21 protein-coding genes and 2 pseudogenes are annotated in these 24,730 nt (G+C 68.4%); 8 read left to right on the top strand and 15 right to left on the bottom strand.

What is annotated here, in order from left to right; all coding sequences use genetic code 11:
* Positions 1–48 precede the first annotated feature (48 nt).
* From AB0C82_RS23370 to AB0C82_RS23355, 4 genes are all read right to left on the bottom strand, one after another.
* A complete protein-coding gene (locus AB0C82_RS23370; RefSeq protein ID WP_362845276.1) occupies positions 49–387 on the bottom strand; it encodes a lysine transporter LysE in 339 nt (112 codons plus the stop codon).
* A gap of 32 nt (positions 388–419) precedes the next feature.
* Positions 420–1,184, bottom strand: coding sequence for a methyltransferase domain-containing protein (locus AB0C82_RS23365; RefSeq protein ID WP_362845274.1), 765 nt, complete (start codon positions 1,182–1,184; stop codon positions 420–422).
* Positions 1,185–1,539: 355 nt separating this feature from the next.
* Positions 1,540–2,907, bottom strand: a complete 1,368-nt coding sequence (locus AB0C82_RS23360; RefSeq protein ID WP_362845272.1) for a chloride channel protein — start codon at positions 2,905–2,907, stop codon at positions 1,540–1,542.
* Positions 2,908–3,882: 975 nt separating this feature from the next.
* A complete protein-coding gene (locus tag AB0C82_RS23355) occupies positions 3,883–4,356 on the bottom strand; it encodes a MarR family transcriptional regulator (RefSeq protein ID WP_362845269.1) in 474 nt (157 codons plus the stop codon).
* A gap of 85 nt (positions 4,357–4,441) precedes the next feature.
* On the opposite strand from AB0C82_RS23355, the gene AB0C82_RS23350 reads away from it, so the two are divergent.
* Both AB0C82_RS23350 and AB0C82_RS23345 read left to right on the top strand, forming a co-directional pair.
* Positions 4,442–4,864, top strand: a complete 423-nt coding sequence (locus AB0C82_RS23350) for an HGxxPAAW family protein (RefSeq protein ID WP_362845266.1) — start codon at positions 4,442–4,444, stop codon at positions 4,862–4,864.
* A gap of 36 nt (positions 4,865–4,900) precedes the next feature.
* Positions 4,901–5,086, top strand: a pseudogene (locus AB0C82_RS23345) (ectoine synthase); the annotation flags it as partial.
* Between the two features lie 490 nt (positions 5,087–5,576).
* Here AB0C82_RS23345 and AB0C82_RS23340 read toward each other — a convergent pair.
* Positions 5,577–6,953: a hypothetical protein gene (locus tag AB0C82_RS23340; protein WP_362845264.1), complete on the bottom strand. Its 1,377-nt coding sequence runs from the start codon at positions 6,951–6,953 to the stop codon at positions 5,577–5,579.
* A gap of 442 nt (positions 6,954–7,395) precedes the next feature.
* Here AB0C82_RS23340 and AB0C82_RS23335 point away from each other — a divergent pair, with 442 nt between their 5' ends.
* Entirely contained in the window at positions 7,396–8,004 is a 609-nt protein-coding gene (locus AB0C82_RS23335) for a GNAT family protein (protein ID WP_362845261.1), read from the top strand.
* A gap of 128 nt (positions 8,005–8,132) precedes the next feature.
* Here AB0C82_RS23335 and AB0C82_RS23330 read toward each other — a convergent pair whose 3' ends face one another.
* Positions 8,133–8,738: a GPP34 family phosphoprotein gene (locus AB0C82_RS23330; RefSeq protein WP_362845258.1), complete on the bottom strand. Its 606-nt coding sequence runs from the start codon at positions 8,736–8,738 to the stop codon at positions 8,133–8,135.
* Positions 8,739–9,173: 435 nt separating this feature from the next.
* Positions 9,174–10,259: a DUF5937 family protein gene (locus tag AB0C82_RS23325; protein ID WP_362845255.1), complete on the bottom strand. Its 1,086-nt coding sequence runs from the start codon at positions 10,257–10,259 to the stop codon at positions 9,174–9,176.
* A 100-nt stretch (positions 10,260–10,359) separates the two neighbouring features.
* On the opposite strand from AB0C82_RS23325, the gene AB0C82_RS23320 reads away from it, so the two are divergent.
* Both AB0C82_RS23320 and AB0C82_RS23315 read left to right on the top strand, forming a co-directional pair.
* Positions 10,360–11,610: an MFS transporter gene (locus tag AB0C82_RS23320; protein WP_362845252.1), complete on the top strand. Its 1,251-nt coding sequence runs from the start codon at positions 10,360–10,362 to the stop codon at positions 11,608–11,610.
* 686 nt (positions 11,611–12,296) lie between these two features.
* Positions 12,297–12,941, top strand: coding sequence for a GAP family protein (locus tag AB0C82_RS23315; protein WP_362845249.1), 645 nt, complete (start codon positions 12,297–12,299; stop codon positions 12,939–12,941).
* 461 nt (positions 12,942–13,402) lie between these two features.
* On the opposite strand, the gene AB0C82_RS23310 is transcribed toward AB0C82_RS23315, so the two are convergent.
* A complete protein-coding gene (locus tag AB0C82_RS23310) occupies positions 13,403–14,047 on the bottom strand; it encodes a dihydrofolate reductase family protein (protein ID WP_362845246.1) in 645 nt (214 codons plus the stop codon).
* A gap of 326 nt (positions 14,048–14,373) precedes the next feature.
* On the opposite strand from AB0C82_RS23310, the gene AB0C82_RS23305 reads away from it, so the two are divergent.
* Positions 14,374–14,586, top strand: a complete 213-nt coding sequence (locus tag AB0C82_RS23305; protein ID WP_362845243.1) for a hypothetical protein — start codon at positions 14,374–14,376, stop codon at positions 14,584–14,586.
* Positions 14,587–14,912: 326 nt separating this feature from the next.
* Here the strand turns inward: AB0C82_RS23305 and AB0C82_RS23300 are convergent, their stop codons facing one another.
* Together AB0C82_RS23300 and AB0C82_RS23295 are read right to left on the bottom strand one after the other, a co-directional pair.
* Positions 14,913–15,578, bottom strand: coding sequence for a hypothetical protein (locus AB0C82_RS23300; protein WP_362845240.1), 666 nt, complete (start codon positions 15,576–15,578; stop codon positions 14,913–14,915).
* Positions 15,575–16,039: a DUF2199 domain-containing protein gene (locus tag AB0C82_RS23295; protein ID WP_362845935.1), complete on the bottom strand. Its 465-nt coding sequence runs from the start codon at positions 16,037–16,039 to the stop codon at positions 15,575–15,577. Before AB0C82_RS23295 ends, AB0C82_RS23300 begins: the two co-directional genes overlap by 4 nt.
* 253 nt (positions 16,040–16,292) lie before the next feature.
* Here AB0C82_RS23295 and AB0C82_RS23290 point away from each other — a divergent pair, with 253 nt between their 5' ends.
* Positions 16,293–17,417, top strand: coding sequence for a hypothetical protein (locus AB0C82_RS23290; RefSeq protein WP_362845237.1), 1,125 nt, complete (start codon positions 16,293–16,295; stop codon positions 17,415–17,417).
* A 200-nt stretch (positions 17,418–17,617) separates the two neighbouring features.
* Here the strand turns inward: AB0C82_RS23290 and AB0C82_RS23285 are convergent, their stop codons facing one another.
* The 3 genes from AB0C82_RS23285 to AB0C82_RS23275 form a co-directional block, all read right to left on the bottom strand.
* Positions 17,618–18,121, bottom strand: coding sequence for a metallophosphoesterase (locus AB0C82_RS23285; RefSeq protein ID WP_362845234.1), 504 nt, complete (start codon positions 18,119–18,121; stop codon positions 17,618–17,620).
* 92 nt (positions 18,122–18,213) lie between these two features.
* Positions 18,214–19,872 carry a catalase gene (locus AB0C82_RS23280; protein WP_362845231.1) on the bottom strand — a complete coding sequence of 553 codons (1,659 nt, stop codon included), beginning with the start codon at positions 19,870–19,872 and terminating at the stop codon, positions 18,214–18,216.
* A gap of 678 nt (positions 19,873–20,550) precedes the next feature.
* Positions 20,551–21,447 carry a LysR substrate-binding domain-containing protein gene (locus AB0C82_RS23275; RefSeq protein WP_362845228.1) on the bottom strand — a complete coding sequence of 299 codons (897 nt, stop codon included), beginning with the start codon at positions 21,445–21,447 and terminating at the stop codon, positions 20,551–20,553.
* Between the two features lie 96 nt (positions 21,448–21,543).
* On the opposite strand from AB0C82_RS23275, the gene AB0C82_RS23270 reads away from it, so the two are divergent.
* The gene (locus AB0C82_RS23270) at positions 21,544–21,909 is read left to right on the top strand and encodes a nuclear transport factor 2 family protein (protein WP_362845226.1); all 366 of its coding nucleotides are present in this window, start codon (positions 21,544–21,546) and stop codon (positions 21,907–21,909) included.
* 271 nt (positions 21,910–22,180) lie between these two features.
* On the opposite strand, the gene AB0C82_RS23265 is transcribed toward AB0C82_RS23270, so the two are convergent.
* Both AB0C82_RS23265 and AB0C82_RS23260 read right to left on the bottom strand, forming a co-directional pair.
* Complete coding sequence (locus AB0C82_RS23265; protein WP_362845223.1) at positions 22,181–23,605, bottom strand: VCBS repeat-containing protein; 1,425 nt, start codon at positions 23,603–23,605, stop codon at positions 22,181–22,183.
* A 172-nt stretch (positions 23,606–23,777) separates the two neighbouring features.
* Positions 23,778–24,530: pseudogene (locus AB0C82_RS23260) on the bottom strand (IS5 family transposase).
* Between the last annotated feature and the right edge of the window lie 200 nt (positions 24,531–24,730).

Raw genomic sequence — 24,730 nt, 5'->3', positions numbered from 1 at the left:
TGTCACACGACGATCGCTCCCCAGAGGCAGGGGAACGGCTTCACCACTTCAGAGGCAGTCGCAGCCGTCGGCGTAGAGCAACAGGAAAACGGCTGTCGCGGCGGTCAGGGTGAAGCCGACCGTGGTCACAGCGGCAACGCCCCGGCGGCGGCGCCCCTTCGCAGGGTCGCGGTAGCCGCGCCAGGCGCCGTGGGCCAGGAAGAGGCTGCACAGCCCTGCACCCGCGAGGGTCAGGCGAGGGCTGAAGGTCCAGCTCAGGTAGGCGATCAGAGCCAGGCCGACAAGGAGCGCGCAGGCGAGCACACTGAGCAGCGCCTCGGTGACGGCTTCCCCCACCGTCTCCACCAGGAACTCGCCGACGTTCTTCCCTGCCCTGCGGACCCCCACGGCGCTCCTCCACTTGGTGCGGGTGGTGTCGGCTACTTCTTGCGTGCTGTTACGAGGGCGAACGAGAGATATTCCCCGCCGTCGGTGGTGAGCATGTCGATGACGGGCTGGTTCGCGTCCCGACCGTCCGGCTGGTGTGCGGCGCACGCCTGGACCCACAGCAGCCAGTCACGCCAGGCGTCTTGCTGCAACCGTGCGGATGTGACGTCCACCAGTTCGGTGATCGCCCACTGGAAGCGCCACCACTCCGCGGTGTGCCAGGCGATCGCTTCCCAGCCGACCACGTCCTTGATATGGGACGGGATGGCACCGAGTTCGCGGGTCTCCTGTGTCATGGCGGGAGTCGCGACCGCCAGTTGCCCGCCCGGGCGGAGAAACCGCAGTAGGTAGGGAAGGTAGCTGTCCGCCGTACCGAAGTACTCGAACGCGTCGACGCTCACGATGGCGTCGAAGCTCTCCTCCTCGAACGGCAAGGCATGAGCCTCGGCTCGTACAGCCTCCACCTGGTCGCTGACACCAGCCTCGGCGAAGACCGCTGCCGCGTCCTCGGGGGCGATCCACAGGTCTGCCGCGACGACCCGGGCGCCGTACTCGCGCGCAAGGAACACCGACGTGGCGCCCTTGCCGGAGCCGAGGTCGAGAATGCGCATTCCCGGGCGGAGATCGAGGTCCCCTGCAAGGTCCTCCAGCAGCCACAACGGATTCGGACCCATGTCGAGGTCGAGCAACCAGGCGGGGTCATAGCGGGAGGAACGCGGGTAGCGGTCCGGACGTACGAGATCATTCAAGTCAGTCACGAGCACGAACCCAAGCCGGTCCACACTCCAGGCGCAACCGATTTTCGCCGTGATGGCCAGACACGTGATGGCCAGACACATTGATCAGTGCGTACGCGTCGTAGGAGTGCGTGCCCAGTGGGTGCCCGGTAGGTCACCGACAGGCGCGGGGCGTCCCGCGCCCACGGCCGTCGTGGGCGGTTAGTCCCGGAGTGCATCGCTGCCCAAGAGCGGTTACGCCGCTCGGTCCGGATCGGCCGAGGAGATCACTCCCGCCACCGACGTGCTCTTGCCGACAGGCCCCAGGCGTAACGGTCGTTGGGCCCTCCGGCGGGGTAAGCGGCTCACGCCGGCCGCTCCGCGCGTACGCACCGTGTCAAGCGGTTTCGCCGCCGGACGAGGGGAGTTGCCCGCCGGCCTTGCCCGGATTCGGCTGCAGGAGCTCGGTGGTGATGAAGGCGATGACGGTCGCGAGGATCACCAGCGGCATCATGTCGGGGCTGTCGAGCAGCAGGGCCACCAGCACGACGCTGCTGACGGGCAGCTTCAGCGTCGCCGTCGTGGCCGCTGCCATGCCGACCGCCATCGCCGGGACGGTGCCGAATCCGGGCAGCGGAGCTAGCAGGACGCCGATGGCGGCTCCCAGGAAGAGGGCGGGGAAGACAGGGCCGCCTCGCAGGCTGCCCAGACACAGCGCGTAGGCGGCGCTCTTGAAGAGGAGCACGGCGAGCAGCGCACCGACGCTCCATGCGTGCGGGTCGGTGGCCAGCGCGCTCAGGGTGCTCTGGCCGGACGATGCGACCTCGGCAGGTGAGCGGTCGGTGATCAGTGTGTAGAGCGCGGCACAGACCGCTGCTCCCAGCGCACAGACGACCGTCCGCACCCATACGCCGCTGCGGACGAATGACGCCACCCGTCGTCCCGCGCTCAGGACCAGGCGCATCGCGACGGCGATGGCCACGGCCAGGACAAGGGTCCACACGATGTCTCCGACGTCCGGACGGGCGGACGACTCCGGGAGTTCGAGACTCAGACTGCCCGTCTCAAGCCCGGTCCAGCGCCCGAAGCCGCTGAACACCAGGGCTCCGACCCCGCTCGACAACAGGGCAGGCAGCATGACGGCGAACAGCTGCGGTCCCGCCACACCGCCGATCTCCATGAGGAGGATGGCGGCGACCAGTGGATTGCCGAAGATCGCCGCGATGGCTGCCGCGGCTCCGGCCGCACCCAGCAGCATGGTGCTCTGCGGGGTGGCGGGTGCACGTGCGAGGTTGCGGAACAGCAGGGCCAGGCAGCCGCCCAGGGCGATCAGCGGTGCCTCCGGGCCCAGGACGGCTCCGAACGGAAGGCTGGCCACCGAGGCGAGGAGTACCCCTGGCAGCGTGCTCGGTGAGGCTCCTCCCGTATGGAGCCCCAGGGCCGGGATGTGTCCGCCCGCTCCAGGCAGACGAACGGCGATCAGGCCGACGACCACGCCCGCGACGAGGAAGAGAGGCAGCGGCCACCACCACGTGGGCGTGTCCCATCCCAGGGCGTGCGGGAGTTCGTCCCACAGGAGGTGTTCCAGTTCGTGCAGTGCCACCAGGAACCAGAATGCCGCGAGGGATACCGGGATGCCGATGAGAGCACACAGGACGAGCAGCTTCAGGTATCCGGGAGCCAGCAGCAGGTCCCGCAGACGATCCGCCTCCTGAGGCTGCGCCGGGCTGTCGTCCGCAGCGGATCGAGGACTGGGCTTCGCCATCGGTGCCTTCCTTCCCTGTCGGCCAGACAACCCGGTCACAGCCCGCCGCGAGTCGTGGCGGGCGTGGCGCTGACAGCACAGAGCCGGGACCGGGAGCGGACAGCGGTAGCGGTCAGGTCCGGAGTCAGGTCCCGCAGCCGCACCCCATCGCACCCGCCGCATCTCCCGAATGCAACAGCGACACACCCTTGCCGACCGACCGGCCGGCAACCGGCAGGAACCAGGGCGGGGACGCTGCGGCGCGCCCCGATCGAGGGGCAATCCGGCATGGCGCACCGCCCGGGGCAGATTCTGTGGCTCGCCCCCGAGGGGGGCGACACTCGCTTCCCGTGCCGCCTCGCCTTCCCCGCCGCCTCTAGAGTCCGCACCGAGTCGGACGGTCGGCGCCGGCCGAGCCCCATACGCAGCAGGTCGACGTGTGCCGCATGCGTCACACGGGCCTGGACAAGGGCGTCGCGAGCCCTGCTCCGCCGGATCCGCGCTGGCCCCAGGAGCAGGGTGGGGGCGTGGGCGTTCTCCTGACGCACTACCCGACGACGCTCACCGCGGTCACCCCGATGTGCAATGCGATCTCTCAGCGGTGTGGGCCTGATGGCGTGGTCGGGCTGGACGAGCTCGTTGACCGGTACGTCGCGCCGGCGATCGTGGGGGTGGAGTACCGCCCGCGCGTGCCCAGGCGTCCGTCCGCAGGCCACGACTCACGTCTGAACTATGCGCGTACGGCCGTCTGAACTGTGCGCGCATAGTGCGTCCGGAACCCTCATCGGGTCCCGCCTTTGTGTTCTCCGGGCAGTCCCTGGCGCGACCGGATCCATACCTATGAGGCGCAGCCGCCTCGCAGGGCGAAAGGTGCCGTCGCACGACGTTTCGGCCGCGCCTGACGGCTGCGGGCGAGCGGCGACTCCGCCGTCGGAGCGCTGATGCAGCCGGTCCCGTAGAGCGTAGGCGCGCTCCCTGCCCAGGACCGGTCAGGCGTCATCCCCTTCTGATCTCGTCGAGCGAGAGCTGCATCGCGGCCCGTGCGCGCACGAACCAGTCGGCCAGAACGGCTGTCTCATCGGGCGTGTAGTCGGCGAAGAGAGCGCCGAGCCGTTCGTAGTGCGGGCCATACACGGCGAAGACCCGGGAGGCCGCCGACTCGTCGAGAGCGACGCGGACGCGGCGGCGGTCGGTGGGATCGGGCTGCCGGTGCACGTATCCGGCGCGTTCCAGACGGTTGAGTACGCCGGTGACGGCGCCGGTGGTGAGGTTGGCGCGTGCGGCGAGGTCTCCCGCGCTCAGATGCTGGTCCCCGGCACCGATGACGTGACCGAGGCACGTCAGGTCGGTGACGTTCAGCCCAAGCCGCTGAGCGATGTCGTGCTGCGAGATCAGGGCGAGCGCGATCATCTGGTCCATCGCGTCCAGGGCCTGCTGCGGCGTCGTCTCGGGGCGGGGCTTGCCCTTCACCAAAATTCTCCTTAGCATCTAAGTTACTTAGCTCGCGAGATAAATTTGTGGCTCGCGTTTTGCGAAGATACCGACAAGGAGAGCTATGAGCGGCATACACGGCGACCATGACCTCGGGCACACGGTCGCCGGATGGACGGGCACCTGCGTCGCCCTCGTCGGATTCATCCTCTCCGGTGCCGCGATGATCGCAGCGTGGCCGATCGGCTTCTGGCTGGGCCTCGGCGCGCTTGCCCTTGCCGCCCTCGTCACCTGGGTCCTGCACCTGAACGGCTGGGGGAAGCCCAGTGGCCCGCGCCCGCCCGCCGAGTACCACTGGCGTACACGGGACCGGGCAGCAGCCCAGGGCCACCCGGATTGCTGGGGCTGCCGCCTGGCGGGACGCGGACGCCGCAGCCCGGAACGAGCGGCTGAGGCGACGAACCACACCAGGACCGCCGGTGCATCGAGCACCACCGAAATCGGTTTCCCGACCGCCGGCGGAGCCCCGGTCGCTCAGGTGCACTAGGTGCATGACCAAGGGGCCGCAATGTGGGGTGACCGCTGTACGGAGCGCGAGACCGAGCTCAGCAACGACGATACGGGCGAGAAGCGCCCCATCACCTCCGGCACCATGTACCTCCTCAACGGCCACGAGAAGCGCACCCCGCGCCCGACAGTCGACTCGCGTTTCGTGTGCTACTTCAACCCACCCGTCACCGGACGTGAGGACTACGGCGAGGACAGCGTCATCGTCTTCGGCTGGGTCAACGCCTCACACCAGATCCCCGTCCCGTACGGCGCGACCCCGATACCTTCCCAACCGTGCAACGACATCGTCGGGGCGGTCCGCAACGCAAGACCGACCAGGTGCACACAGTTCCGAAGCGGGCAGGCCCTTGAAGCGCGTCACACGGCCGACACCCGCGACCGTCGCCTCCGCTCGTGACCGACTCGGTCAACGAACTGCTCAGCGACTGCAGTCAAACCTGTCCCCACAACGCCGTGCGGGCCGGCTGCGTCCTTCTGTGTCCTTCTGCGGGGCACTCTCAACTACGAGCGGTGGGAATGCTGACTGGCGGGAGCGTGCTACGGAGAGCAGGCAGGTGCCATGCGTCGCGGACGGCATCGATCAGTGGTCGTGCGCTGTGCGGGGACACCGTCAGCTCAAGCCTGGCTTCTGCAAGAAACTGAAAGTCCCCTGCCGGCGTCGCGCCGGCGCGGACGCGTCGGTCCTCGAATCAGTCAGGGCGGAAGATCTGGAGCAAGGTCAGCGCGAAATACGTGTAAGCCGATGCCTCGGTGAAGAGTTGTCGTGCGGCTTCTGGCGGTTCGGCCGGAGATCCGCTGGGCGGCACGGCTCCCGAGGCGGCAAGGTATTCCAGAGCCACCATGAATTCCCCGGTGGTGCCGGGGCGGGCGTGACGCAAATGGTCGATCACGATGCGATAGGTGGACAACCAGGCCGCGTTCTCGTGCGTCCACTGTTGTTTCGCGAGAAGGGTGCGGAATCCGGCGAGCGTGTCGTAAAGCTCCTCCACGATCAGGCGTCCGGAGATCTGTGTGAGCTCCACCGCCCGCGCCTGCTGAATCAATGAGATCTCCGCATGCATCTCCAGCATCCGACGCCCGTAACGGATCAGATCGCGAGGGATGCCTCCGGCGAGTGCGTGCGCCAGGAGGACATAGGGTTCCGGGAGGTCGCTGGCTCGCTTGCCCATGATGGCGCGTGACTGCGTGACGTCGCCAGGCTGAACATGCAGGATGTCGTCGAGTGAGCTGTCGGTGGCGTCACGATGAGGCAGCCCCCGCCTGACGAAGGCCGCACCGACGTCCTCGGCGACGGAGATGAGGTAATGCACTCGGGAAACGCCCAGGATCGCTTTGATCTCGCTGAGGAAGTGCAGCGCTTGCTGCTCGGACCCGAGGCGGTCGAGCTCATCGATGCACATGATGGTTCGGCCCCGCTGGCGATGGACATGTTCGGCAACCTCGGCCAGTCGGGCCCTCAGGTCCTCCACCAGCTGCGGGAAGTTCGGCGGAACGCTGGCAAGCGACGAAGCGTGAGCGCTGCCCAGAACCGTGGGTCCTGCAACGCCGAAATTGACCGTGGCTGACGTCGATTGGGTTGTCTTGAGCTGATACAGATGATCACGACATTTGATCACCAGTTCAGGTTCCTCCGGCTTACTTCTCAAGCCTCCGAGGTGATGGAGAAGCAGCCCCGCTACGCAGTAGGCCACCCTGACAGGGTTCTCCGAGTCGAGGAGGAACCCTTGGACAGTGCCGCTTCGCAGGACGGCGGTGGCGGCCATGACCACCAACCCGAGACTGACGAGCTTCCACGTTCGCTGCTGCATGGTGCTGGAGAACCTGGCGCTGCGGATCAATGCGCACAGGGAGAGGACCAACAACAGCACGACCAGAAGGGCCATGAGATTTCCGACGGTGGTCATCTCGTTCAGCGCCAAGAACCGGCGTCTGAGATCGGGATCGAAGAAGAGGCTTATGACCGGCCCCAGCATCAGACAGAGAGCGGTGACGCGGACCAGAACGACAGGTCCCCGCAGCAGTCTTCGCCGCCATGAGGCGGACTTCCCGATCTGCCAGAAGAGCAAGCCGGCCAGTGTCACAACGAATCCTGCTCCGATACTCCGACCCTGCCAGATGTCTTCGGCATGCCTCGTAGCCCAGTCGACAGCAGTGGCTGCCCATGAACGCACGCCTGCGTTGTGTTGTCCCACAACGCTTTCGCCGTAGCGGCAGTGCCAAGGGCGATCAGCGCGGCGGCGGGAACTCCGAAGAAGAGGCGCCGTCGCAGCCTGCGGAATGTGCGGCGGACTTGCTGACGGGTGCGCGCGAAACCCGACAGTCGTGTCAGCTGCGGCACTTCGAAGCCTTCACGATGTTGTCAGTGTGCGCGTATGCCTCGAACCGCTCTGAGGATCGGCTAGGGCACTCCCGGGGCAGGGAGCTGCCCGCCACCTGCTGACGCGGGCCGGGCCGACGTGCGGCAGACAGCTCCTTCCCCCTGCGCCCGCAGCGGGAAGGACTGTTGTTGTGCACGGTCGGCTTCTGCGGGTCTGGCGCGTGGCCAGGGTGTGCCTGCCATCGGTAGTGTCCGGCGGCAAGAAAGCCGACTTCGGCGAGGGGGACGTTGTGGTTGAACTACGCGAGTTCACGCTCGGGGATGCTGATGCGCTCGTGTCGTGGATATCCGGACCGGCCGAGCTGTTGACCTGGGCCGGCCCCGGGTTCGCGTGGCCGTTGGATCATCCGCAGATCGCAGCCTATGCAGTGGAGCCGGGGCGCCGGACCTGGATGGGAGTCGGTCCGGGCGGCCGCCTCGTGGGGCATGCGTCGCTGCGACTGGGCGCTGATGAGGTGACTGCCAGGCTAGGACGGGTGCTCATCGCTCCGGATGCCCGAGGCCGCGGGTACGGGGGCGCACTTCTGACGCAGGTGCTGAGGCTCGCCTTCGCGCAACTGTGCCTGGAACGCCTGGAGTTGGGAGTCTTCACCCACAACCACAACGCGGTGCGGCTCTATGAACGGCTGGGGTTTCGCGTGGACGAGGTGCTCTCCGACGTGGAACGTGTGGAGGGCCGGTCCTGGTCGGCGTTGCAGATGAGCCTGGCCAAGTCAGACTGGTCCCCAAGCGTCGAATAGTCGCTGGCCCGACGCGGGGGGCCTGACGGAGGGGCCTCTACCGGATCCCGGTGGAACCGTCCCGTACGCACCCGACGGCCGTTCACCCGCGCCGTCGGGCGCGACCGCACCCCGGGACCCGATTCGGCTTACGGTCCGCGCCAGAGGTTGGCGAATGCCGCGTTCTCGATGGACCGCCGCTGACGTACGGCCTCCAGCTCCATCACCGCGTCGTGGATGGCGGCCACCACCGTCGTCATCGCCTCGTCATCGAGGCCGGGCTCATCGTCGGGCCGTTCGCCGTTGATGCCCACGACCGAGGCCAGGGCGGCCAGGACGGGTTCCTTCTCCTGCCAGCGGTCCGCCGCCCTGCGGCGCGCGGGCGAATCGACCAGCGCCACGCGTTCCGAGCCGAAGGGCAACCGGCCGCTTCGCTTCCGCGTCAGTTCACCGTCCTCCTCCAGAGCGGTCTGGTACGCGGCCGAAAGGTCGCGGCCCCGGCGCCACAGCCAGTCTTCGATTCGCTCATAGGGCTCCTGTCGAGTGAGCCCAGCCGCAGCCTCGCCCATGAGCCGATCGTCCGGCGTCGGCGGGCCACCCGGCACGATGTGGTCCTCGTCCACGGTGACCGCGCCCGCACCGATGAGATCGATCAGCTCGGCTCCCGCGAGTGCGAGCGACAGGTCACCCTGTCCCACGGAAGGCTTCGACCCCGGGTCCATGGTGATGATGAACAGGTCTTTCGCCGTGGTCATGAACGGCTCCCCTCGGAGACATCGACATGGAGGCGCCGCCCCGAACCGGGCCTGCCACATGAGATAGGCCGGGCTGCGGGGCGGACTGTCACCCTCAGTATCGCCCCCGCCCGCGTAGCCGAAGCCTTTTCGTCAACCGCGGATGTTCTGCCGGCGGTGGACGAGACCAGGGCGTTCGGTCGCGAGTCGAACGGTTGTGGCGCATCTGAGGCTGGACTGGGCATTGACGGCAGGCAGGCTTCGTCCGGTCGACGTTGAGCGCGGACAGCGGGGCCCTCGTGAACTCCGGGCCCCGGCCGGTGCGCATCAGTAGATGGAGTGCTGGCCGGCGTGAAGGGACTACACCGGCCGGGAGCCGCGCCGGACGATGTCACGCAGGCGGCGCCGGCGTTCGCGTTCTGGCTGGTCCTTGGCTTCTGGTAAGCCCGAAGATCCTCAGCGCAGTACGGCTGCCAGCAGATCGCCGCCCAGCGTCGTCAGATCGGGAAGATTCAGGGAGTAACGGACGTAACGACCGTGCCGCCGGGCCGTGAGCAGACCCGCGCGGCGTAGGACAGCCAGGTGGCGGGAAGCCTCCGGCATCGAAAGTCCCCAGGTGTGCGCCAGTTCACCCGTGGTGTGCGGGCCGCGGGCCAGGGTGCGCAGCAGCCGCAGCCGCACCGGATGGGCGAGTGCCTCCAGCCGCAGTGTCACCGTTTCCAGCGAGACCGGCTCCGGTGGACGCGTATCGGTCACGGGGTACTGCAGCACCGGCTGCCACCCGGGCGCGTGGACCGCCACCAGGTGCGGGCGGCTGAAGACACTGGGGATGAACGTGACCCCGCCCCCGCGGGCGGCGGTGGCCTTGTCCTGCAGCTTGTCGACGATGATGCAGTCGCCGTCCGGTGCCAGGGTGACTGCACCGGAGACCGAAGCGAGTGCCGCCTCGATGCCCCGGCGCTTCAGCAGGTCCTTCTTCACCCGGAGGTCGGTGGCGATCTGCACGGCCACGCCCGCCCAGGCGGTGCCGAAGAATGCCTCGGCGCACTGTTCGAGCGTGTGGCGCACCCGCGCCCGTACGGCGCCCGGGTCAGCGAGCAGCCGTTCCGCGAAGGCCTCCTGCCGCGGCCCGCGCGCCTGGGCCAGGTCCAGGGCCCGCTCGCGCGCGGTCGCGTCGGAGAGCGGCGACGACGTGGCGAAGGGGACCCGGTTGCTGCCGCACGTCGTGACGAGCGCGGCGGTCACATACGCCTCGTCGTCGATCCGGTCCACATCGTCCAGCTCCTGGGCGAGGGTGGGGCGAGGACGGGCGGGGATCAGGAAGTCGGCCTGTGAGGAACGCCAGAGGAACTCCGCCTCCCGCAACCTCTCGGTCAGTTCCGGCGGCAGCCTGCCCTGTACATCCCGTACCCAGACCGCGCGCTCCGGATGATGCCCGGGCTCGGCCAGCACGTGCAGCATCGCCGTCAGCTCGGCCAGCGGGGAGGCGGCGAACCGTATCCGCTCAGACGGCAGTCCGCTGATGTCGATCCTCAAGGTCACTCCTCATCATCACCGACCGCGTGGGCCGACGGCGGCGTCGGTTGACGCTATCCGTCAACCGACGTACGCAGCCCGGCGGCCGGTACGCACCGTTACCGCCATGGAACTCACCACCAAGGTCCGGCCCCGCGCCCTCATTCGGGCCTCCGGAGGCCCCCGTTACGCCGTTGCACTGGCCGTGGACGCGCTCGGCACCGGTCTGCTGCGGCCCTTTCTGCTGCTGTACGGAGTGACGGTGCTGGAGTTGTCGGCGCCGGTCACCGGAGTCGCCATGACGCTCGGCGTCGTCGTAGGGCTGGTGTGCATGCCCGGGGTGGGGCGATGGCTGGACAGTGGCGCACGCAGCACGGTCGTGGCGGCGTCGATGCTGGTGCGGGTGCTGGGTGTGGTGCTGCTCCTGGCCACCCCCGCGGGACACGTCTGGCTGTTCGCGGCGGCGGCGCTTCTCCTCGGCATCGGCAACCAGGCATGGCCTGCCGCCCATGCCGCTCTGGTGGCCACGGTCGCCCACGGCCGGGAACGCGACACCGCTCTCGCGGGAGGCCGGGCCCTGCGCAACGCCGGCATGGGCGCGGGCGCGCTCCTTGCCACCGCATGCCTGGCGGGCGGCACCACGGCACTGCAGGCACTGGCAGCCGTCACCGGGCTCGCTTATCTCACCGCGGCTGCCTTGGCATGGTCGGTCCGTCTGCGTGCCCATCCGGCGGCTACCCCGGCAAGTGACAGGGAGGACGGGCCCGCACCCCGGATGCCCGCTCTGCTGGCCGCCAACGTGGTCTACGCCTTCTGCCTCAACGTCCCCGAGATCGCCCTTCCTCTGGTTCTGGTGACACAGTTGCACGCATCCCCGGTGTGGTCCGCAGCCATCTTCGTGGCCAATACGGTCCTGGTGGTCACCCTCCAGGTTCCGGTCACCGTACTGATGTCCCGCTTCTCCCGACGGACCGTGCTCGCTCTCGCCGGCGTAGTGCTCACCGCGTCCTACCTCGGCTTCCTCGCGGCCATCTCACTGGGGCACGGCTGGGGTGCCCCGGCTGTGGCCACGGTGTCCGTGGTCTGCACGCTCGGCGAGATCATCTATGCCGGCAGTGCCACCGCGCTCGTCACCGCTCTCGCCCCGGCCCACGTCCTGGGGCGCACCCTCGCCCGCTTCGAGCTCTCGACGGGGTTCGGCCTCGCCGTCTCCCCGGCGGTCATCACCGTTCTCGCACCTCACGGTGTGACCGCCCTCTGGGGCAGCCTCGCCGCTGCGACGCTCCTCTCCGCCGGCGCCGTGGCCACCGAGAAGGATCAAGAAGCGCCGCTCAGCGGTTGTCGCCACCAGGTGCCACTAGGTGCGGCCGGCAAGTGAGTTAGGCACTCGCCTGTGTCGAGGGGTCGAAGTCAGCTGCGGACGTTCCGGTGTACGGGCATACGTCGCGTGGGGCCACGACCTTGGCGGGTGCCCGGGTGCCTGGGAGCGGTGGGTGACACATCCCCGGGGCCGCAGGTGGCCCCGTGAGCAGCTGCGGCCACCCAGGATCTCCCTCGCGGGCAGCGGCTTCGAAGGCCTCCGCCGCCCCACGGCCTTCTCCCGCAGGTACACCTCCCGGCGGCTGTGGGAGCCGGTCACCACACCTACGCCGACGCTCCGTCACCCTCCCGACCGGCACATAGGCCGACGCTCACTCAGCCCTGCATCGGAGTGGGCCGACAGACCTGAGCGCCGTCGCTTGGGTGTTCTCCCGAGGCTGAGTGGCAGTTCGTCAGGCCGGTGTGATGCCGCGATGGTACGAATCCTCGCCGAAGGAAGCGCTCACCTCAGATGTGCAGCCGGCCAGCACGGACCACATCGTGGGATGTCGCCACGTGGCCATCGAAGGCAGGTGCGAGCCCCGGATCGACGCGGGCGGGGACGCGGGCGTGGCCTGCTTGACCGGCCGGGCCGCCCCCTGCAAAGTCGGGATGCGGCACAGCAGCAGCGCCGCGCAACCCTGCCGACCGATCCGCCCGTCCACAGGCGACAGCCGGCCCTGACACCCGGGAGCAGCCGATCCGATGGTCCTCGACCTGATTGTGATCGGTACAGCCATCACCTTGGGGCCCTTGCACAACAGCGCCTTCATCCTGTTGCTCTCTTCGAGGCGCGGCGTCCGCAAGGGCCTGGCGTTCCTGTTGTCGTGGCTGGCCAACCTGCTTGCGGTGATCGCGTGCGTGGCGCTGCTGACCGGCGGTCAGCCCCCTGCCCATCACAGCGCGCCCTCGACGGCCGCGATCGCTGCGAAACTCGCCATCGGCCTGGCCCTGCTGCTGTACGGCGCGCACCGGCATCGCCGACCGCCCCGCCCGCACGGCCCACCACGCTGGACCGCCCGGATCGACGACGCCTCACAGGCCACCGCAGCCGGCCTGGCCTGGCTGCTGCAGCCCTGGGCGCTGGTCGGCGCCGGCGCAGCGACCGCCGTCGACGCGAACCTGTCCACCTTCACCGCCTGGCTCGCACTGACCGGCTACTGTCTGCTGGCCACGCTCAGTCTCATCGTCATGGAGATGTACGCGCTCCGGGCGCCCGCAGCCGCGGACGCCCGATTGAACGCCCTGCGGAGCTGGCTCGAGCAACACCAGGAGCAGCTGATCGTCAGGCTCTCCCTGCTCGCAGGTCTGTTTCTCACGGCCCGGAGCGTCTACGAGCTGGTCGCCTGACGTGGACGGCCCTGCTTGCACCGAAAGCAGGCAAGTTTCGAGCACTACTGGGCGGCCCGCAAACCGGACCGGACCGGTCGAGATCGTGGTCATCGTGCAGTACGCGCACAGAAGAGCCGATGGCTGGGTACGACGCGGGCAGGGGCAAGGAGATCGGTGTCGTGACCGCCTATTTGCTCTATCTGGCCACCGAAGAGGCCCACGGCCTGATCGCGGCCGACGTACAGCTCACAGAGCAGCCGTCAGGCCGGATACCTCTAGCCGTGCCGCGACGAGGCGCCTGTCTGGTGATGTCACCCAGGCACCTCGATAGTTGCATCCGATCCTGGTCCGACTCAGAGGGTGGCCGTCAGCCAGTTCAGACAATCCGCCGTGCCAGTAGTTCGGGAAAGGAAGACGCGGGCCGCCTCAGGGCGCCCCCGGCAGGCGAATCAGCTGCCGGGGGGCGACCCGAGGGCAGGTCACTTTCGCCAGAACAGGTGGTGCTTCACGCCGCTGGGGCTGGGAACGACCTCCAAGTGGAACCGGTCGAGCAGCTCGTCGGGGGACTCCCAGAGTCGTACTCCGGACCCGAGTTCCAGTGGAGAGACCGCCACGTGCATGGTGTCGACGAGGTCGGCGTCGAGAAACTGCCGGATGGTGGTAGCACCGCCGCCGAGCCGGACGTCCTTGCCCTGCGCCGCCTCCCGGGCTTGTTCGAGGACCGTGGCGGGTTCACCGTCGACGAAGTGGAACGTGGTGTCGGAAAGCGTGAAGGCAGGACGCTTGTGGTGGGTCAGGACGAACACCGGGGTGTGGAACGGAGGCTCGTCACCCCACCAGCCCTGCCACTCATGGTTGCGCCAGGGCCCGCGCTGAGGCCCGAACTTGTTGCGGCCCATGATTTCGGCGCCGATGTTGTGCGAAAAGTCCCGCGTGAAGTAGTCATCGAGGCCGCGGCTGCCCCCGGGGTCGGTGCGCATGGGCCAGCTCGCCGTGGCACCGGCCCAGGCGAACAGCCTCCCGGGATCGACATGACCGAACGGCCTCTCGAGAGTCTGATCCTCACCGGCACCGATCCCGTCGCTCGACACATTGAAGTTCTGAACTCTCAGCAACTGCGCCATGTGCTCCTCCTGTGCTGTCGACAACGGCATTGAGACTTGATGGGCCAAGAAAACTCATCGCTACGCTCATGACCGCTCCGAGGACGGCGTACCCGACGACCCAACCCGCGAGACAGGCGTGGGTTTTTACGGCGAGAGAGTATCGGCCCCTGCAAAGCTTTCACTACTTGCCTCGAAGTAGCGAGGCAGCCACACCCTCGGCCAGTCCCAGTCCCAGTCCCAGTCCCAGCCCCTGCTTCGCTGCCGGACCGAGCGGGCAAGGACGGAGGACGGGTTGGAGACTGGCGGACCTGCACGAGGCCGGGTGACGGACGGCTTCGCTGTCGGTGCTGAACTCCCGTTTCCTCACACCGGACGGGCGCCCGCTGACCGAGCGCTTCAAGCGCGCGCCGTGGGCTTCGATCGTGGCCGACCAGCAGCTCGGCAAGCGCAAGCCCGGGGCGCCCGTTCTGCTCTCGCACAGTGCGCTGGGCAATGTCGTCCCTCAGCATGGCGGCAAGAACCTGGCTGGCCACTGGTGCCGTCGCGGGCGGTGGTGAAGTTCGCCGGCCATCACGTACCCGGCCCACATCGCCGTGACCGAGGGCACGAGGCGCCGACGGCCTGCCCTGGCTCGCCCGGTGGACCGGTTCGCCGACAGGACCGCACCGAGCATCTGCTGACCCCGGGCTCGTGGATTGCCGGGCCAACCCCGCGGTCTGAAGGTGGGGAGCCCCAGCCCGAAGGACGCGCGGGGACGGGAAGCGGGAAGTCCCGGGCGCGGGCTGGTGGGGTCGTCCCCGACGCCGTTGGTGATCAGGCCGCGCGCGTCGGCTCCGGCGAGGTGTAGGTGGTGGTTGCTCAGCCTGGCGGTGCCGGCGGGCAGTCAGTTGCCGTGGAGCCCCCATTCGTCGAGGCCGCCGTAGACGTGAGCTTGGAGGCACTGCGGGGCATCGAGACCGACGGCCTCGCCACGATAGATGGCGATCAGCGAGTCCGTGCCCCGCCACCACGTGTCGGTCAGGCCCTGCACTTCGGACACGGGCTCGTACCCGTCGAGGTCCAGGGACTCGACGGCCTTGCCTGTGATCTTCGTGATGTTCTTGGCCCAGTGTCTCGCGTGGGCGGCCAGTGCCAACGATTCGACCCAACCGACCGTGCTGGCGTGAAGGGGTGTCCACCGGTAGGCGTCGATCCCGAATGAGCCGTCGGGGCCGATCAGGAATCCGTAGGCCATGGACACCCGGCAGTTCCCGGCCGGGAACCACCAGCCCTCCGCGGCCGAGCCCTCAGGACAGTCGGCGTCCAGGATCCGCGGGCCGCCCTCGTAGAACGGGGCAGGCGGCAGTGCGAGCCCGCCCCAGCGGTCCTGGAAGGCTGCGGCACGGTCGATCTCCGCAGCGGGGATCCCGTGCTCGATCCACGCCGAGCGGTGGTGCCGGATGTCCTGGTGGGGGACACGGATGCCGTCCACCTCGACGAAGTTCCGGGCCCTTCGGCTCAGGCCGGCAGGCGCGACAGGGAATGGCGATCCTGAGTTGGCAGCCGTCATCGCTGCTCGTCGCTGCTCGGGTGGAGCAGTACCGCCGCGATCTCCCGCACTCGGGCCAGGGTGATCCCCTTGCGCTGTTCGACTGCGAGAGGATGGTCGGTGTCCTCGAGCTCGACGTAGGGTCGCTCACCGATGGGGCGGGTGTGGACGTGGGTCTTGAGGTTGAGGGTTGTTGGGGAGTAGACCGCCAGGTCGGTCGTGAGCCAGCCGAAGTACGGCGTCTCGTCCTCGCGACCGGTCCGGTCCCACAGGTCCGCCGTCCGAGAGAAACTCTCACGGCTGAGCGATACCCAGACACCCCAGGAGAACACCGCGTCGCTGTCGATGACCGGTATCTCGATCAGGCCTTTGACGAAGTAGTGCTGCGCGCGGACCACGCACTGGTCGGATGAGAGCAGGCAGTCGTCGGCCTCGGCGAAATCCGGCTCCCACACGGCCGGGGCGTCGGCAGTGTAGTTCATCGGCAGCTCAGGGTGATGCGCCCCGCAGCCCGCGCAGGCAAATCCGAGATCGTTGGTCATGGCGATGGAGCCTAAGGGCTGTCGCGTAGTCCATCTCGCCGGGGCTTACCCGTCGGTGTGCCCGACCCCGAAGAATGAGATTCTGAGGCTGGCGTCCGACGCCTGATGCTCAGTCAACTGAGTGCGGGGGAGAGCGGTATAGCCATCGGACATCGAGCGATCGAGCAATTGACGGAGAACGGGAGCGTGCGGTGTGAGCGGGGCTGGGGAGCGGGACGGGTCATCAGCGTCCGACGAGGAGTGGGAGCGGTTCCTCCGCGAATCGGTGACGGGTGCGGCTGAGGCCCCCGTGGAGCCCTCGGCGCGCGCCCGTGAGGTGGAGCGGCGGCCGCCGGAGAGCTCCGGGCCGCCGGAGGGCCGGCGTACGTACTCGCCGGCCCGCCCGCGGCGCAGGACAGGCTGGTACGTCACCGGGCTTGTGGCGGCCGTGGCCCTCCTGGTCGTGGGGGTTTTCCCGCAGCAGTTCGTCGGCTGGTTCGGTGGCGACGGCGGCGGGCAGGACGGGGCGCCGTTGGCCGCCGAGTCGGAAAGCCCGCGGAACGCGCCCGGTGCTGAGCCGGGTCTCCGCCCCACCGTTTCCGAACCCTTCCGGGGTTCACCTGCCGCCCGCTGGGCCGATGGATCGGCAGGCATCGCGGTGCCGCCCGCCAAGGCGACCGGCTGGATGGACGTCCACCAGGTCGATCGGGCACTGCGGAAGAGCCGGGACTTCCTGGTGGCCACGGGGCTCGACCCCCGGGTGCTGCGCGGTGCGCGGCCGACGAAGGCGATCGCGCTGCTGAACCCGCACCAGAAGGACGTGCAGGACTATCTCCGTACCGCCCTGTCTTCGAAGGTGCCCGCTCCTGACACCGACCCGTTGCTCCTGTTCAGCCGCTTCCGGCCGGAACAGGCCCAGTTGGTCGGTGACGTGGTCAAGACGCGCGGTCGGCTCATGTATCAAGAGGGGAAGCGGGGAGCGGTCGAGGTGACGGCGGACGTCACCTTCGTGTACCCGGTGATCCGGACAGGCGACGGTGGGCGGGACGCCGAGGTCGTCCGCACGATTGTGCGGCGCGAGGTGGTGATGAGCTGGGACAACCCGGGCAAGGTCATCACCGAGCCGGGCACGATGTCACTCGTCTCGTACGCGCTCGACATGACCAACGGCGGCTGCTCCGTCCCGACCGGCTACTTCGTGCCGCCCTTCGGTACGGCCGACCAGCAGCCCGCAGAACAGCCCCATCGCGTCGATCCGTACGACCGCACCAAGGCAATCGACACGAGTGACGGCACGACCGACGCGGGCGACGGCTGCGCGACCGCCACCCGCTCCTGAAGTGCGCGTCCCTGCCGACGCGTTACTCCCCTGGCTGGGGTGAGAGCCTGCGGCGGCACGGGTGACCCTGCCATCCCTGTAGGTGGTGGTGGTTCCGGGCGTCGCGTGCTGCCACGTACGAAGGGCGCGATGAGGTTTCCCGGGCCCGTATCCGCGGGGGTCATGGCCGAGCGACTGGGCGTCGTCGGGTTCGGCGCGGCTCAGGAGCGGGGAGGCAGCCGGTGTAGTTGTACGTCGCGCAGCCGGGCATCCGACACCTCGGCGGTCATGTAGGTGCAGTACGGCTGTCGCCGCCGGTCGGTCGGTGATCCCGGATTGAGCAGCCGCAGACCCCCGGGGGTGGTGGTGTCCCAGGGGATGTGGCTGTGACCGAACACAAGCACATCGACGCCGGGAAAGCGTTCCGCGCAGCGCCGTTCGCGGCCCTGGGAAGCCCCTGTTTCGTGTACGACTCCGAAGCGGACGCCTCCGCACTCCACCCGGGCCACCTCAGCCAGACGGGTCCTCAGTTCCGGCCCGTCGTTGTTGCCGAACACGCCGACGAGGCGCTGTGCGCTGGCCTCGAACAGATCCAGCGTTGCCGAATCCACCCAGTCGCCGGCATGGAAGACGACATCGGCCCTCTCGATCTCCGCTAGAAGGAGTGGAGGCAGCTGCCTCGCGCGCTTGGGCACGTGCGTGTCGGACGTGAGCAGCAGCCGCACGGGATCACACTCCGGTGACTCGGGAGACGAAGGCGGACCCGGCACTCACCCGGAGTGCCCGGTCCACATGCCAACGGTCGGCGCCGTCGCCCTCAGCGGGAGACGACGTGCCGTTCGTTGTGGACGCAGTGCGTCATCGTCAGGCCCTCGACGTCACGTGGCGGGTTCTCGCCGAGCCGGGCGAGCCGTTTGTGGTCGTCGTCCGACAGGTCCTGGCCGGCCAGAGGCTTCAGCCCCGCCACATCCTGCGGGGTGATGCCCAGCCCCTTGCCGACCCGGAGCCCGAGATCGTTCTCGACGAGGAGGAAATGCCAGACCATTCGCTCCTGCACCGCCCTGCTGCACTCGGAGAGCTGGCCGATGAAGTTGGCGACCAGGTCGTCCCGTTCCCACTCCTCCATGAGGAGATAGCGCTGCCCGGCCTGCAGGTAGTCGTTGGTCCTGGGAATGCGCTTGCGCGTGAGGCGGCCACGGATTTCCGGCCCCTGCTCGTCGTGCGTCGGGTACTGCGCCTCGCGCAGCCCGCCGGTGATCGAAGGTTCGTAGTTGACCTCGGGGTTCGCACCGTGGTGGCCGTTGTCGTACGCCATCAGCCCATCGCGCTGATTGGTGGCCACGTGCGCGTTCTTCGCCTGGTTGACGGGGAGTTGCAGATAGTTCGGGCCCACTCGGTAGCGTTGCGTGTCGCTGTAGGAGAAGGTCCGTCCGACCAGCATCTTGTCGTCGGAGAAGTCCAGCCCGTCGACCAGCACGCCGGTGCCGAATGATGCCTGCTCATTCTCCGCGAAGTAGTTCTCCGGCACCCGGTTCAGCACCATCCGGCCCACCGGCTTCGGCGGGAAGTCCTGCTCGGGCCAGGTCTTGGTGTCGTCCAGCGGGTCGAAGTCCAGCTCGGGGTGCTCGTCGTCGGACATCATCTGGACGACCAGCTCCCACTCGGGGTGGTCGCCCCGCTGGATGGCGTCGTAGAGATCCTTCGTCGCGTGGCCCAGCTCCTGCGCCTGTACGTTCGCCGCGTCCTCGGCGGTCATGCTGCGGACGCCCTGCTTGGGCATCCAGTGGTACTTGACCAGCACCGAATCCCCTTCGGCGTTAACCCACTTGTAGGTGTTGACGCCGAATCCCTGCATATGGCGGTAGTCGGACGGGATGCCCCGGGGGCTGAACAGATTCACGAGCATGTGCATGCTCTCGGGGGTCTGCGACATGAAGTCGAAGATGCGGCCCGGCTTCTGCTCGTGGGAGACCGGGTCGGGCTTGAGCGCGTGGATGACGTCGGGGAACTTGATCGCGTCCCGGATGAAGAAGACGCCGAGATTGTTCCCCACGAGGTCCCAGTTCCCGTCCTCCGTGTAAAATTTGACGGCGAACCCACGGGGATCACGCGCCGACTCCGACGAGTCGCGGCCGCCGATCACGGTCGAGAAGCGGACAGCGACGTCGGTACGCTTGCCGGCCTCCTGGAACAGTTTGGCCCGGGTGTATCGGGAGATGGGCTCGCTGCCCCACTTCCCGTACGCCTCGAAATGGCCGTACGTAGTCACGCCCCGCGCATGCACGACGCGCTCAGGGATGCGCTCCCGGTCGAAGTGGCTGATCTTCTCCAGGAACTGGTAGTTCTCCAGGGTGGCCGGGCCCCTCGCGCCCACCGTGCGCTGATTCTGGTTGTCGAAGACGGCATGCCCCTGCCGGTTCGTGAGTTCCGGCCGGTCGTCGTCCGGGTTCGGCCCTGAGCTCGCTGCGTCTGTCACTGCCAACCGCTCCTTCTCGCTGTCACAGGAATGCGGTCGCGTGCCGCGCAGCCGGGTGACCGGACGCCGGAGCATGACAAGACGCCCCACATCCGGCTCCGGCGTCGCCGTCGGCGCTCGTCCCGCAGACCGGTCTCCAATGCGCCCATGCTCTCCCCGCTGCCGCGACCCCACCACTGCAGAGGGGCGAGCGGAGGAGCGCTTTCTTGGCGCTGCGGGGGTCTGCGGGGGGTTTGGGGGTCTGAGGGTCCGCGGGTCCGCAGTCCACATGAGCACGGCGCCCAGGATCGGTCACGTGCAGGCAGGTAGTGGTGTTCGGTCGGGACCTGGGTGCGGATCATTTGCTCCATGACCTGCTCCCGTTGTCCGAGCCCGACTCTGCCGAGAACGAGCGGATCAAGGCGTGGCACAGGCGCGTGCCACGTTGTGCCACGTGAGGGCTGGCTGGCTACCGATGACACCGAGGGCCTTCCGGGCTGTCGCCTGACCGAACCGACTCTGGGGGACAGGCTGTCCCGGCCCGGTGTCGCCGTTCGATGACCCGCACCGTCGGCCACGCAATTGGCCCGGATCGGTGTGCTGCTGAGCGGCCGTGCGGCCGAACATCCGCACGCGTCGTAGGCCGGGACCTGGTCAGTGATGAGTTGGTACGTTCACAGGGACTGCGCCGGCCGGCGTCTACTGACGGAGTTCCGGAGAGTCCATGAACGCTTGCCGGCTGTGCACGAGCAACTCGCGCACAGCGGGATTGCGCGCGTTCTTCCAGACCAGGGCGAGCAGTGCTGGTGTCTCGACATCGACGATGGTGCGGGCGGTGAGCCGGTCGCGATAGCTCTCGGCCATCGAGTTGCTGAGGATGGCGACGCCGAGCCCACGGGCGGCGAGGCCGGCGATGGCGTCTGCGGCGCTGGCTTGCAGGGCGATCGTGGGTTGGAGGCACTGAGTGGCACAAGCCTGGTCGAACACCGCACGCAGCCCGGTGCCGGGTGGCATGCACACGATCGGGTAGGTCATCAGGTCGCGCAGGGTGACTCGCTGCTGACTGGTCAAGGGGTGCTCGGCCGGGACCGCCGCGACGAGCCGTTCGGTGATGATTGTCAGCGAGTCCAGCCCGTCGGGGGCGGAGGTTGCCGCGCCGACGAGTGCCAAGTCGACAGTGCCGGTACGCACCCCTTCGGCGAGGCGGTCGGAGCTGTCCTCCAGCAGCGAGATCTCCACACCGGGGTGTGCCGCGTGGAATGCGGCGAGGGCGTCGAACAGCGGGGTGAGGGTGCAGCCGGTGACCATCCCGACGGTCAGCCGACCCCGGATCAGGTCAGTCACCTCGCCCACCGCCTGACGGACGGCCCCGGCAGCGGCGAGTGCGGCACGAGCGGGTTCGAGTGCGGCCTTGCCGGCGACGGTGAGGGTGACCGTGCGGACGGACCGGTCGAACAGCTCTGCACCCAGTTCACGTTCGAGCTGGCGGATCTGGGCGCTGACGCCGGACTGGCTGATGTGCACCCGCTCGGCGGCCCGGGTGAAGTTCTGCTCTTCGGCGACTGCCACGAAGTATTCCAGCTGCCTCAGTTCCATATCCATAGATTCTAGTTTGTGGAAGTTCCATCTGTTGGACTTCTGAAAGGTTGGCGACCACGCTGGGAGGCCCAGAGCCCGACACAGGAGGAATCCATGCCGGAGTACGAGCAGGCGATGCGACCCGAAGACATCACCCGTTTGTTCGTCGAGCGATCCAACGCCGGTGACGCGGCCGGCGTCGCCGCGCTCTACGAAGAGGATGCGGTGCTGGCCTTCCCGCCCGGCGAGCTGACGCTCGGGAGGGAGGCGATCCGTGTGCTGTGGGAGAAGGTGCTGGCCGGCGGTCCCCACTTCGAGCCGGAAACACCCCTGCCGACCCTGATCAGCGGCGACATCGCTCTCACCTCGACCCCGCCGAAGGACGGTGCGGGCGCCCGGGCGCAGGTCGTTCGGCGCCAGCCCGACGGAAGCTGGCTGCGACTGCTCGACCAGCCCGAGTTCGTCCCACCCACCCGCTGACCCTCCTCGCCTATCGGTGGTGCGAAGGCGGGCTGATGAGCGGGATCCTGGGGTCACGTCCCTGGTTGGCCCCTCAAGATCGTGTGCGTGGGTGGCGTAGTTGCACTCGGAGCCCCTTGTTGTGCCGGGTTCCAGCCGCAGTCGTCTCCCGGTCGCTCGTCTCTGGTCTCTGGCCGTCGGCAGGTGCTCCTTCGGCGTCCGGCGGAGCAGCGACCGGGCGTCGGTCGCCATTCCGCCGGACGTTCCCCGCTCCATCAGCGGGTCAGTGCCGTCATCCCAGCAGGCCACCGAAGTTGACCGCGGAGGGCGTCAGCCCCAGGCTTGCCTCGCCGAAGGCGATGCTGCCCTGGGTGACCGGCCCCGAGGCGCTGCCCTTGAGCAGCCATACGCCGCCCTGTCCGGCGTTCTCGTTGGGGGCGGCCACCGCGAGTGTGGCCGGTACGCCGTTGGCGGCCGTCACGATGTGGACTTCGCCGCCGAACGCGTCGCCGTTCTCGTCGACGCCCGGGACGCTCGCCGTGGACTGACCGATCACCTTCGTGTCGGCGCCCGTGATGCCCGAGGCGCGGCCCTTGAACACCAGCACCCCGCCGGCATCCCTGGCCTCGCCCACGTCCTCGCCCGGCAGACCCACGACGACCTCGCCATAGCCGTCACCGTCCAGATCCTTCACCGCCGCGCTCGCGCCGAGCTTGTCACCGGTCTCGTCGGCGCCCGGCACCCCGGTCGTGCTCTGGGTGATCCACTTCGGCTTGAGCGCGGTGTTCTGCCCCAAGGGGCCGCCGTAGACAACCGCCACGGCACCGCCCTTGCTCGGGAAGTCCAGGTCGCTGTCCAAACCGGTGGGCTGCCGGGTGAAGACCAGGTCCGGATAAGCGTCCCCGTTGACCGAGCCGACGGTCACCGCGGAGTGGTTGAGGTAGGTCCCGGGGGCGGTAACGAGCGTGGTGTGCTTGAAACCGGTGCCGGTCGACAGATACAGCGCGGTCCCGTCGCAGTCCGGCTCGTCACTGCAGCCGCTGCGCACCAACAGGTCGTCCTTGCCGTCGCTGTTGATGTCCACGGCCTGCACGCTCTCCAGGACGCTGCTGCCGTCGGCGGCAAGCGCCGTGCGGGTGCTGCCGACCGAGCCGTCTGCGCCGATGTTCTCGTTCACCACGACCGTCCCACCCCAGTCGGCCCGGTCGATCCCGGCCACGTCTGTGCGGCCGTCCCCGTCGAAGTCGCCGACCGCGTTGCCCTGGCCCTGGAACGCCACCGCCCGGGTTCCCGGCCCCTTCGTCCCACCGAACAGGATGATCTGCCCACCTTGGCCGACGGATGCCAGCAGGTCCGTGTATCCGTCGCCGTCGATGTCGGCAGCCGTTCCCGCCCCGAACCGGGCGTTCGCCGTCACCGCCCCGGGCACGCCGTCCGAGTTCTGACTGATCACCCGGTGGCGGGAAGGGCTGATGCCCTTCGTGTCACCCGGGTACACCGCTATGTAGCCGGCCTTCGGGACCCCGGAGACGGTACCCGCGGGGACCGAGGCGAACATGTCCTCGTACCCGTCGCCGTTGAAGTCGACGTGCTGCCCCGAGACCGCCGCGGATCCGGTGGCCACAGCCGTATCTGCGAAGGCGAGCGGAGCGCCGTACCCGGTGACTGCGAGCGCCACGAAGACCGCAGATGCGGTACGGAATCGAGAGTCCAGCATGAACCATCCCCCGGTTGTGCGTAGTTACGCGAACGAGTAGCAAATCAGCGGAGGCCCCCGGACAACTGCGGCGGTCGTACCCGGCCGACCCCGGTCGCCTCTGCTCTCCCAGAAAGACCACTCGCATGGCAAATGGTTGCGCTAGGCCGTCGCTTCACTGCAGGAGGGTGTTTCACGTGTCAGGTTTCGCGAGCTTCTTGTAGCAGGTCAGGGCGGCGCCCAGGCCGAGGAAGGCGAGGGAGTGGCCGCCCCTTCGTTCGTACCGGACGGTGAGGCGGCGGTAGCCGAAGAGCCAAGCGATCGACCGTTCGATCTTCCAGCGTGCTCACCGAGACGTTCGCCGGACTCGATGCCGGGCCGCTCGATGCGCGCGACGAGCCCGCGCTCGCGCAGCCAGGCCAAGTGTTCGGCGGGGAGTACGCCTTGTCAGCGCGGAGTTTGACGGGTCGGCGCCGCCGAGGTCCCCGGCGGGACCGGACGGCGGGAATTGCCGCGGATGAGTGGTCTGAGGGCGAGGCTCTCGTGCATGTTCGCGCCGGACACGGCGACGGCGAGCGGGATGCCCTGGGCATCGGACGGCACGTGCAGCTTGCTGCACTTCTTGCCGCGATCGACCGGGTTCAGCCCGGTCACCGATCCGCACTTCGGCGCGAACGGAGGCCGTGTCGACGATCGCCGAGCTCCACTCCACCTCGCCCTGGGACCCGAGTTCGTCCAGCACCGTCCGGTGCAGCCGACGCCACAGGCCGGCCTCGGTCCATACCGTGAAAGTAGCGCGCGGTGGCGGGCAACGTGCCGAACGCCGGCGGCAGATGCCGCCAAGCACAGCCGCTGGTCAGCGAGTACACCACTGCCGTGAACACGCCCGCTCGTCACACGGAGCGGTCCCACCACCTTGCGGACGAGCAGCGAAGGATGGCAGCAACGGGGCAGCCGGCTACCAGAGTTCAACAGGAACCAGACACTTCGATGGACGAGCACCCACAACCGGCATCAGGCCGCACGAACATCAAGTCACGTGAGACAACCTCTAAGAGGTCCTAACAAAGGCGTTGGACGTGGCGGTGGGTGATGAGGCAGGTGGCGAGGCCGAGGAAGGCTTCGTGGATGTCGTCGCGCCGTTCC

The sequence above is a fragment of the Streptomyces sp. NPDC048560 genome (assembly GCF_040650955.1).
Classification (GTDB): domain Bacteria; phylum Actinomycetota; class Actinomycetes; order Streptomycetales; family Streptomycetaceae; genus Streptomyces.
The sequence above is the reverse complement of the archived record's forward strand: the minus strand, read 5'-3'. Positions and strand labels throughout refer to the sequence as shown.

Coding starts and splice junctions, on each gene's coding strand:
- AB0C82_RS23360 (WP_362845272.1), bottom strand. CDS start 2,907: ATGGCGAAGCCCAGTCCTCGATCCGCTGCGGACGACAGCCCGGCGCAG.
- AB0C82_RS23350 (WP_362845266.1), top strand. CDS start 4,442: ATGAGCGGCATACACGGCGACCATGACCTCGGGCACACGGTCGCCGGA.
- AB0C82_RS23330 (WP_362845258.1), bottom strand. CDS start 8,738: ATGACCACGGCGAAAGACCTGTTCATCATCACCATGGACCCGGGGTCG.
- AB0C82_RS23320 (WP_362845252.1), top strand. CDS start 10,360: ATGGAACTCACCACCAAGGTCCGGCCCCGCGCCCTCATTCGGGCCTCC.
- AB0C82_RS23315 (WP_362845249.1), top strand. CDS start 12,297: ATGGTCCTCGACCTGATTGTGATCGGTACAGCCATCACCTTGGGGCCC.
- AB0C82_RS23310 (WP_362845246.1), bottom strand. CDS start 14,047: ATGGCGCAGTTGCTGAGAGTTCAGAACTTCAATGTGTCGAGCGACGGG.
- AB0C82_RS23300 (WP_362845240.1), bottom strand. CDS start 15,578: ATGACGGCTGCCAACTCAGGATCGCCATTCCCTGTCGCGCCTGCCGGC.
- AB0C82_RS23295 (WP_362845935.1), bottom strand. CDS start 16,039: ATGAACTACACTGCCGACGCCCCGGCCGTGTGGGAGCCGGATTTCGCC.
- AB0C82_RS23275 (WP_362845228.1), bottom strand. CDS start 21,447: ATGGAACTGAGGCAGCTGGAATACTTCGTGGCAGTCGCCGAAGAGCAG.
- AB0C82_RS23270 (WP_362845226.1), top strand. CDS start 21,544: ATGCCGGAGTACGAGCAGGCGATGCGACCCGAAGACATCACCCGTTTG.
- AB0C82_RS23265 (WP_362845223.1), bottom strand. CDS start 23,605: ATGCTGGACTCTCGATTCCGTACCGCATCTGCGGTCTTCGTGGCGCTC.